Below are 7,931 nucleotides of genomic sequence, written 5' to 3' on the forward strand. Positions count from 1 at the left end.
CGGATGGGGTTCCGAAAATTGTCTCAGAGTCGTCAAGCCCCCCTTGCGCCGGGGACGTTCACACCCCGTGCTGCTTGAACCAGGCCTGGCAGCGCGCCCATCCGTCCTTGGCGGGATCGGGCCGGTAGCTGGGGCGGTAATCGGCATGGAAGGCGTGGCCGGCGTCAGGGTAGACGACAAACTCGCTGGCCTTGGCCGCCGCGCTGCCTTGTTTGAGCGCCTCCTGCATCGCGGCGACGGTCGAGACCGGGATGCCGTTGTCCTGCGCACCGTACAAGCCCAGCACCGGGGCGTTCAGCTGGGCCGCGACGTCGATCGGGTGCTTGGGCGTCATCGCATTGGTCTGGCCCTGCAGGCGGCCGTACCACGCCACGCCGGCCTTCAGCTCGCGGCTGTGGGCGGCATACAGCCAGACGATCCGACCGCCCCAGCAAAAGCCGGTGATCCCCAGCTTGGAGGTGTTGCCTCCCATCCCGTTCGCCCAGGCCACCGCCGCGGCGCTGGACCGCAGCGGCGCCGAGGTGGTGCTGCTCGCGCGCGCCGGCCAGGACCTGACCGAGTACGGCCTGCGCTGGTCGCATGTGGGGTTCGTCTACCGCGACACCGCGGGCAGCGGCGCGACGGCGAGGCCGGTCTGGCGCGTGATGCACAAGCTCAACCAGTGCGGCACGGCGCTGGCCGACCTGTACCGGCAGGGACTGGGCGAGTTCTTCATGGACAACCCGGTCCGCTACGAAGCCGCCTTCTCGGTGCTGCAGCCCGAACTGCAGCAGGCGCTGCTGCCGCTGCTGCGCGAGAACGCGCGAGCCGCGGCCATGCACACGCCGGCCTACAGCATGGTGGCCTACCCCTGGTCGCGCGAGTACCAGCAGAGCAACCAGTGGGCGCTGGAGACCCTGGCCGCGGCCGCCGCGCCGCGCGAGGTCTTCAACCGCGCCCAGGCGCAGGACTGGCTCAAGCGCCAGGGCTACACGCCGTCGGACCTGCGCCTGTCGACCGCGAAGCGGCTGGGCGCGCGCATCGGCATGGCCAACGTCGCCTTCGACGACCATCCGTCGGCGCGCCGCTTCTCCGGCCACATCGAGACCACGACAGCCGACACGATCTTCAGTTGGCTGAACCGCACCGGCCGCGGCCAGGCGACGCAGCGCGTCACGGCCGGCCCCTGACCGGGCCCTCCCATGAGCGACTCTTCCCACACCAGTCAATTCGCCCTGCTGGGGCAGCGCAGGTTCGGACCGTTCTTCGCCACGCAGCTGGCCGGCGCGTTCAACGACTCGTTCCTGAAGCAGCTGGTCATCCTGCTGGTCACCTTCCACGCCACCGAGTACACGACGCTGTCCGCGGGGCTGGTCGCGAACATGGCGGCGGGTCTCTTCATCCTGCCGTTCGTGCTGTTCTCGGCCTACGCCGGGCAACTGGCCGACCGGTTCGACAAGGCCCGCGTCATCCGCGCGGTGAAGGCCGCCGAGGTCGCGATCATGGTCGTGGCCAGCGCGGGCTTCTACATGAAGAGCCTGCCGGTGCTGCTCACGTCCATCTTCGCGATGGGCTGCCACTCGGCGTTCTTCGGCCCGGTCAAGTACTCGCTGCTGCCGCGGGTCCTGGCCAAGGAGGAACTCACCGGCGGCAACGGCCTGCTGGAAATGGGCACTTTCCTCAGCATCCTCCTGGGCACGCTGGTGGCCGGTGTCATGGCCGCGATGACGACCAACCCGCTCTGGCTGTCCGTCGCGCTGCTGGCCTTCGCCATCCTGGGGCTGGCCTCCAGCCTGTTCATCCCGGCCACCGGCGAGGCGGCGCCCGACCTGAAGCTCCGCTTCAGCGTGGTGTCCGAGACCCTCGCGACGGTGAAGATGGGCAAGCGTGAAGGCGAAGGCGTCTGGAACAGCCTGCTCGCCATCTCGTGGTTCTGGTTCGTGGGCGCCGTGGTCCTCTCGCACATCCCCGGGCTCGGCAAGGAAGTGCTGCAGGGGGACACCACGGTGGTGACGGTCCTGCTGGCCACCTTCTCCATCGGCATCGCGGCGGGCTCGCTGCTGTGCGAGCGCCTGTCGGGCCACAAGGTGGAGATCGGCCTGGTGCCCATCGGCTCCATCGGCCTGTCGCTGTTCACCGCCGACCTGGCCTGGTCCTGCGACAGCTTCGCCGCGGCGCTGCATGCCTCCTCGGCCAAGCTGCCGCTGACCTGGACTCAATTCCTCGCCACCAGCGGCAGCCTCCGCGTCCTCGGCGACGTCGCGCTGCTGGGCGTGTTCGGCGGCCTCTTCATCGTCCCGCTGTACGCCTTCGTCCAGCTGCGCACCGCGCCGGAGCGGCAGTCGCGCATCATCAGCGCGAACAACATCCTGAACGCCGTCGCGATGGTCATCGCCGCCGGCATGTCGGCCGGCCTGCTCGCCTACGGCGTCTCGGTGACGAGCATCATCCTGATCTGCGCCGGCCTGAACGCACTGGTGGCGATCTACATCTACCGGACCGTCCCGGAGTTCCTGTGGCGCTTCCTGAGCTGGTTCGTGGTCCACACGATCTACCGGCTCCGCACCACGGGCGCCCACCACATTCCCGAGGAAGGACCGGCCCTCCTCGCGCCCAACCACGTCTCCTACGTGGACGCGCTGGTCCTGAGCGCGCTCTGCCCGCGGCCGATCCGCTTCGTGATGGACGCGAGCATCTTCCGCGTGCCGGTGCTGTCGTGGTTGTTCCGCCAGGTCAACGCCATTCCCATCGCGTCGGCGAAGAAGGAACCCGAGACGCTCGAGCGGGCGCTGGCCGCGGTGGATGCGGCCCTGCGCAACGGTGAGCTGGTGTGCGTCTTCCCCGAGGGCGCGCTGACCCGCGATGGTCAGCTGGCGGAGTTCAAGCCCGGCATCCGCCGGATGCTCGACGCCAACCCGGTGCCGGTCATCCCGGTGGGCCTGAGCGGCTTGTGGGAGACCGCGTTCGCGAGGAACGGCAAATCGACCGCCGCGCGGCTGGGGAGCTTGCGCCCGGGACGGCGGCTGGAGGTGAAGGTCGGGGCGCCGTTGCCGCACGACGTGAGCGTCGAGGAACTGCGCGCCAAGGTGCAGGGCCTGCTCGACCCGGTTGCGGCGGCGAGCCGGCCGCAGCCGTCGGAGGCGCGGGGCTGAGTGGTCCCGTCCTGAGGAGAGGCTGCAAGGGGTCAAGGACGGGGTGATCAGGTCGGGATGGGTCAATCAGGCGCTGTGCGTCCCGCGTCGCAGCAACCGATGGATCCTGAGCTTGAGCGCCCGCGCCGATCGCCACACCGCGCTCGCCCGGACCCAGGCGAGCAGTGCTTCCTTCCAGACGGTCCAACGGCCATAGAGCCGCGCGAACCACGGCAGGGTCATCAGCGCGGGATGCGTGAGCGCGAAGATCCGCGCGACGATCGCGGTGCCAACGACCTTCGCCAGCACGATCACGGCGAGCCCGAGTCCCGGGCGGCCGATGCCGATGAGCCACAGCGCCAGCAGCTTGATCGGCAGCAGCATCAGGCCCGGGAGCAGGAACACGACCAGCGCCAGGTACGGCGGCAGCCGTCGCACCACGGCTTCCAGCTGCCGCAGCACCGGCAGCCGGCCAATGGCCGCCATCACCCGCTGCAGCGGCTCCCAGCCCCATTCCTCGAAGAGGATGACGACGGCAAGGACGACGCGGATCAGCCAGCGCAATGGCGCGAGCAACGACTTGAGCATGGCCGGGATCATGCCAGGGCCGCTGCCTCGACCCGCGTGCCAGAATCGCCGCCCGCCCTCCGACGGCCCTCCATTTCCATGCAAGACCCCGTTTCATCCTTGCGCGACGCTGCTGTCGACCATCTGGCGGCCGGCCGCCCGTCGCAAGCGATCGCCGCCTACGAGGCCTTGTTGCGCGTCACTCCTGGAGAGCCGGACGACTGGTTCAACCTCGCATATCTGCAGCGGCTTCAGCGCGACTTCGAGGCCGCGCTGGTGTCCTACGACCGAGCCCGGCTGCTCGGCGCCGTCGGGCCGGAAGAGATCTATCTGAACCGCGCCGTGATCCTGGCCGAGGATCTGCGCCGCCCGGACGAGGCGATGACGGAGCTCGAACGAGCGCTTGCGATCGCTCCGCGCTTCTTGCCTGCACTGGTCAACCTCGGCAACCTGCATGAGCAGCGCGGTGAACGCGCCGCCGCCCATCGCCGCTACGAGGAAGCGCTGACCGTCGAGCCCGGCCACGCGCTCGCGCTGTCCCGTCTGGCCAACCTGCGCCATATCGACTCGACCGCCGACCCGCTGATCCATCGCCTGCGACATGCGCTCAGCGTTCCGGGGAGGCGCCCGGCGGAGCAAGCCGACCTCGCCTACGCGTTGGGCAAAGGCCTCGATGACGCTGGCGCGTACGATGAAGCGTTCGCCGTCTATGGCACCGCCAACCAAGCTGCGCGTTACAGCTATGGCCGCACGCCACTGAGCTATGACCGCGAGGCACATGCGCGGCTTATAGACGCGCTGATCAGCCAGTCGCGCCAGCCGGCGCCAGCGGCCGTGGACGAAGCACCGTCGCCAGCGGTCTTCATCTGCGGCATGTTTCGATCGGGCTCGACGCTGCTCGAGCAGATCCTCGGCAGCCATCCGGGTGCGACCCCCGGTGGAGAGATCGACCTGCTGCCAGAGCTCGCCCAGCGCCACTTTCTTCCGCGGCTGTCACAGCCGGACCGACCGCTGCCCGCGGAGCTCGCGGAACTGATGCGCCGCGAGTACCGCAACGGCGTCGCACTACGCTTCCCCGGTGCAGCACTGCTCACCGACAAGCGGCCGGACAACTTTCTATTCGTCGGACTGATCAAGCAGCTGTTCCCCAGCGCGAAGATCCTGCACACGCGCCGCGCCGCGCTGGACAACTGCCTGTCGGTGTTCTTCCTCCACTTGGGGCCCTCCATGCCATACGCGCTGGACCTTGAGGACATTGCGCATTGGTACGGCCAGTACCGCCGGTTGATGGCGCACTGGCAATCCCTTTACGGCGAAGACATCCACGACGTGGACTACGACGCGCTAGTCACCGATCCCCGTCCTCAGATTGAGGCCGCGCTAGCGCACGCCGGTCTCGGCTGGAACGACTCCTGCCTGGACTTCCACGCGAGCAGGTCGACCGTCGCCACACCCAGCAATTGGCAGGTTCGGCAGCCGCTGTACCAGCGGTCGTCAGGTCGGTGGCGGAACTACGAACGTCACCTCGGCGCATTGCGCACCGCACTGGGAGAATTCGTCGGTGAATGAGAGGCGCTCATACAGCGAAGACGCGCGCCTCGCGCAATAGCTCGAACACGGCGTCCGCAGCCTCGTCCGGCGAAAGCATCTGGGTTTGCAGAAGCAGCTCTGGCGCCACAGGCGGCTCATATGGGGAGTCGATGCCCGTGAAGTCCTTGAGCAGGCCTGCTCGAGCCCTGCGATAGAGACCCTTCGGGTCGCGCTGTTCCGCCACTGCCAGAGGCACGTCGACATGCACTTCAAAGAATGCGCCCGGTGGAAAGCGCTCACGCACCGCCTGGCGTTCCAGCCGGAACGGCGAGATCAGCGCCACGATCACAACCAGGCCTGCATCGACCATGAGCCGCGCAACTTCGCCGACACGGCGGATGTTCTCGATACGGTCCGCAGCGGCGAAGCCAAGGTCGCGGTTGAGACCGCCACGCATCAAGTCGCCGTCGAGGAGGTAGGTGTGCAGGCCTCGCGCATGCAGGCGTTGCTCGAGCCGGTCGGCAACCGTCGACTTGCCAGCGCCAGATAAGCCGGTGAGCCAGACGACCGCCGGACGGTGCCCCTTGAGCGTGCTGCGGGCAGCAAGGTCCACCTGCAGTCGCGGGGCGAGGGGCAACGGCGCTGTCATCGGACCGGTCCTCAGATCCCGCGCGCCCGATCCGCCAGGAAGCGGGTGCGGAAGCCCTCGAAGTCGCCGGCGTCCAGCGACTCGCGCACTTCCTTCATCAGGTTGAGGTAGTAGTGCAGGTTGTGCACGCTGGTCAGCATCGGGCCCAGCATCTCGCCACAGCGGTCCAGGTGATGCAGGTAGGCGCGGCTGAAGTTGGCGCAGCAGTAGCAGCTGCAGGTCTCGTCCACCGGCTTCTCATCGGCCTTGTAGCGCGCATTGCGCAGCCGCAGGTCGCCGAAGCGCGTGAACAGGTGGCCGTTGCGCGCGTTGCGGGTCGGCATGACGCAGTCGAACATGTCCACGCCCTGGCGCACGCCCTCGACCAGGTCCTCCGGCGTGCCCACGCCCATCAGGTAGCGCGGCTTGTTGTCGGGCAGCTGGTGCGCGATGTGGTCCAGGATGCGCAGCATGTCCGCCTTGGGCTCGCCGACCGACAGCCCGCCGATCGCATAGCCCGGCAGGTCCAGGTCCTTGAGCCCGGCCAGCGACACGTCGCGCAACTGCTCGAACATGCCGCCCTGCACGATGCCGAACAGCGCGTTCGGGTTCTGCAGCCGCGCGAACTCGTCCTGGCAGCGCTTGGCCCAGCGCAGGCTCATCTCCATCGAGAGACGGGCTTCCTTCTCGGTCGTCAGCTGACCCTTGGTCTCATACGGCGTGCACTCGTCGAATTGCATGACGATGTCGCTGTTGAGGATCGTCTGGATCTGCATCGAGATCTCGGGCGTGAGGAACAGCTTGTCGCCATTGACCGGGGACGCGAACTTCACGCCCTCCTCGCTGATCTTGCGCATCTCGCCCAGCGACCAGACCTGGAAGCCGCCCGAGTCCGTCAGGATGGGCTTGTTCCAGCTCTCGAACTGATGAAGGCCGCCGAACTGCTTCATGATGTCCAGGCCCGGCCGCATCCACAGGTGGAAGGTGTTGCCCAGGATGATCTGCGCGCCCATCTCCTCGAGCGAGCGCGGCATCACCCCCTTGACGGTGCCGTAGGTGCCCACCGGCATGAAGATGGGCGTCTGCACGACGCCGTGGTTGAGCGTCATGACGCCGCGTCGCGCGCGGCCCTCGGTCTTGAGCAGTTCGAACTTCAGCATGATGGCCGCGATTATCGGCCCCCCTTCGATGGGGGTTTCGCCCGACCGGCTCCCCCAGGGGCGACGTAGACTCCCGTCCCAATTGGGGGCGCAGACTCCTGGGAGAAGCATCTTGAGGTCCTGGATCGCCGCCTTGGCCGCGACGGCCGCCTGTCTGGTCGCGACAAGCGCGCACGCCTGTGGGCCGTACTCGGTGGGCCTGTACGAGTACAGCGCCCTCTACTACCGCGACGCCCAGGGCCGCTGGACCGGCATCGACAAGGACGTCATCGACGAACTGGCCCGCCGCAGCGGCTGCAAGCTGGTGGCGCGTACCGAATCCCGCGTGCGCATCTGGGCGCAGATCGGCGCCGGCCAGATGGACATGACGGTCTCCGCGCTGATGACGCCTGAGCGCGAACTGCTCGTCGAGTTCATCCCCTACATCGAATCCCGGCAGTACGTGGTCCTGCGGCCGGCGCTGGCGGGCGCGCTCACGACGCCGGCGGCCTTCCTCGCCGATTCGAAGCGGCGCCTGATCGTCGTGCGCGGTTATGCCTTCACGCCGACGCTGGAGTCTTGGATCGCGACGCTGCGCACCCAGGGCCGCATCGACGACGCCCCCGACCAGCCCACCGCGGTGCGCATCTTCAAGGCCGGCCGGGGCGATGCCGTCGTGCTGGGCGCCCACAGCCTGGCGAGCGCCCGGCGGGCCGATCCTTCGTTCGCGTCCTTCGTGGCGATGTCCTACGCGCCCCACGAACGCAGCATCGGCGCGCTGGCGCTCTCCCGCCAGCGCGTGCCGCAGCAGGACCGCGACCGCATGCGCCACGCCATGGACGAGATGCTGCGCGACGGCACGGTGGAGTCGATCAAGCGGCGGCATCTCGGCGATCTCTCCGACATGCCGTGAGCGCGACCGCATGACCGGCGCGCCGCGACAATCGCGCCCATGCC

6 protein-coding genes and 2 pseudogenes are annotated in these 7,931 nt (G+C 68.3%); 4 read left to right on the forward strand and 4 right to left on the reverse strand.

Annotation, left to right across the window (positions count from 1 at the left end; all coding sequences use genetic code 11):
- Positions 1 to 58 precede the first annotated feature (58 nt).
- Positions 59 to 496 (reverse strand): annotated as a pseudogene (locus FUT87_RS10620) (dienelactone hydrolase family protein); the annotation flags it as partial.
- Between FUT87_RS10620 and FUT87_RS10625 the strand changes: the two are divergent.
- A complete protein-coding gene (locus tag FUT87_RS10625; protein ID WP_404935388.1) occupies positions 459 to 1,169 on the forward strand; it encodes a DUF2145 domain-containing protein in 711 nt (236 codons plus the stop codon). The pseudogene FUT87_RS10620 and the gene FUT87_RS10625 sit on opposite strands and share 38 nt — an antisense overlap.
- A gap of 12 nt (positions 1,170 to 1,181) precedes the next feature.
- Positions 1,182 to 3,131 carry an MFS transporter gene (locus tag FUT87_RS10630; RefSeq protein ID WP_147240989.1) on the forward strand — a complete coding sequence of 650 codons (1,950 nt, stop codon included), beginning with the start codon at positions 1,182 to 1,184 and terminating at the stop codon, positions 3,129 to 3,131.
- A gap of 66 nt (positions 3,132 to 3,197) precedes the next feature.
- Here the strand turns inward: FUT87_RS10630 and FUT87_RS10635 are convergent, their stop codons facing one another.
- Complete coding sequence (locus FUT87_RS10635; RefSeq protein ID WP_147240990.1) at positions 3,198 to 3,698, reverse strand: hypothetical protein; 501 nt, start codon at positions 3,696 to 3,698, stop codon at positions 3,198 to 3,200.
- A 78-nt stretch (positions 3,699 to 3,776) separates the two neighbouring features.
- On the opposite strand from FUT87_RS10635, the gene FUT87_RS10640 reads away from it, so the two are divergent.
- Positions 3,777 to 5,246, forward strand: coding sequence for a sulfotransferase (locus FUT87_RS10640; RefSeq protein ID WP_147240991.1), 1,470 nt, complete (start codon positions 3,777 to 3,779; stop codon positions 5,244 to 5,246).
- Between the two features lie 7 nt (positions 5,247 to 5,253).
- On the opposite strand, the pseudogene cysC reads toward FUT87_RS10640, so the two are convergent.
- Together cysC and tgt are read right to left on the reverse strand one after the other, a co-directional pair.
- A pseudogene (cysC, locus tag FUT87_RS10645) lies at positions 5,254 to 5,826 on the reverse strand (adenylyl-sulfate kinase); the annotation flags it as partial.
- Between the two features lie 41 nt (positions 5,827 to 5,867).
- Positions 5,868 to 6,995 (reverse strand): tRNA guanosine(34) transglycosylase Tgt, encoded by a 1,128-nt coding sequence (gene tgt, locus FUT87_RS10650; RefSeq protein WP_147240993.1) that lies wholly within the window; start codon positions 6,993 to 6,995, stop codon positions 5,868 to 5,870.
- Between the two features lie 112 nt (positions 6,996 to 7,107).
- On the opposite strand from tgt, the gene FUT87_RS10655 reads away from it, so the two are divergent.
- Positions 7,108 to 7,887, forward strand: a complete 780-nt coding sequence (locus FUT87_RS10655; protein ID WP_186830470.1) for an ABC transporter substrate-binding protein — start codon at positions 7,108 to 7,110, stop codon at positions 7,885 to 7,887.
- Positions 7,888 to 7,931: the final 44 nt, after the last annotated feature.

Source organism: Mitsuaria sp. TWR114 (assembly GCF_007997345.1).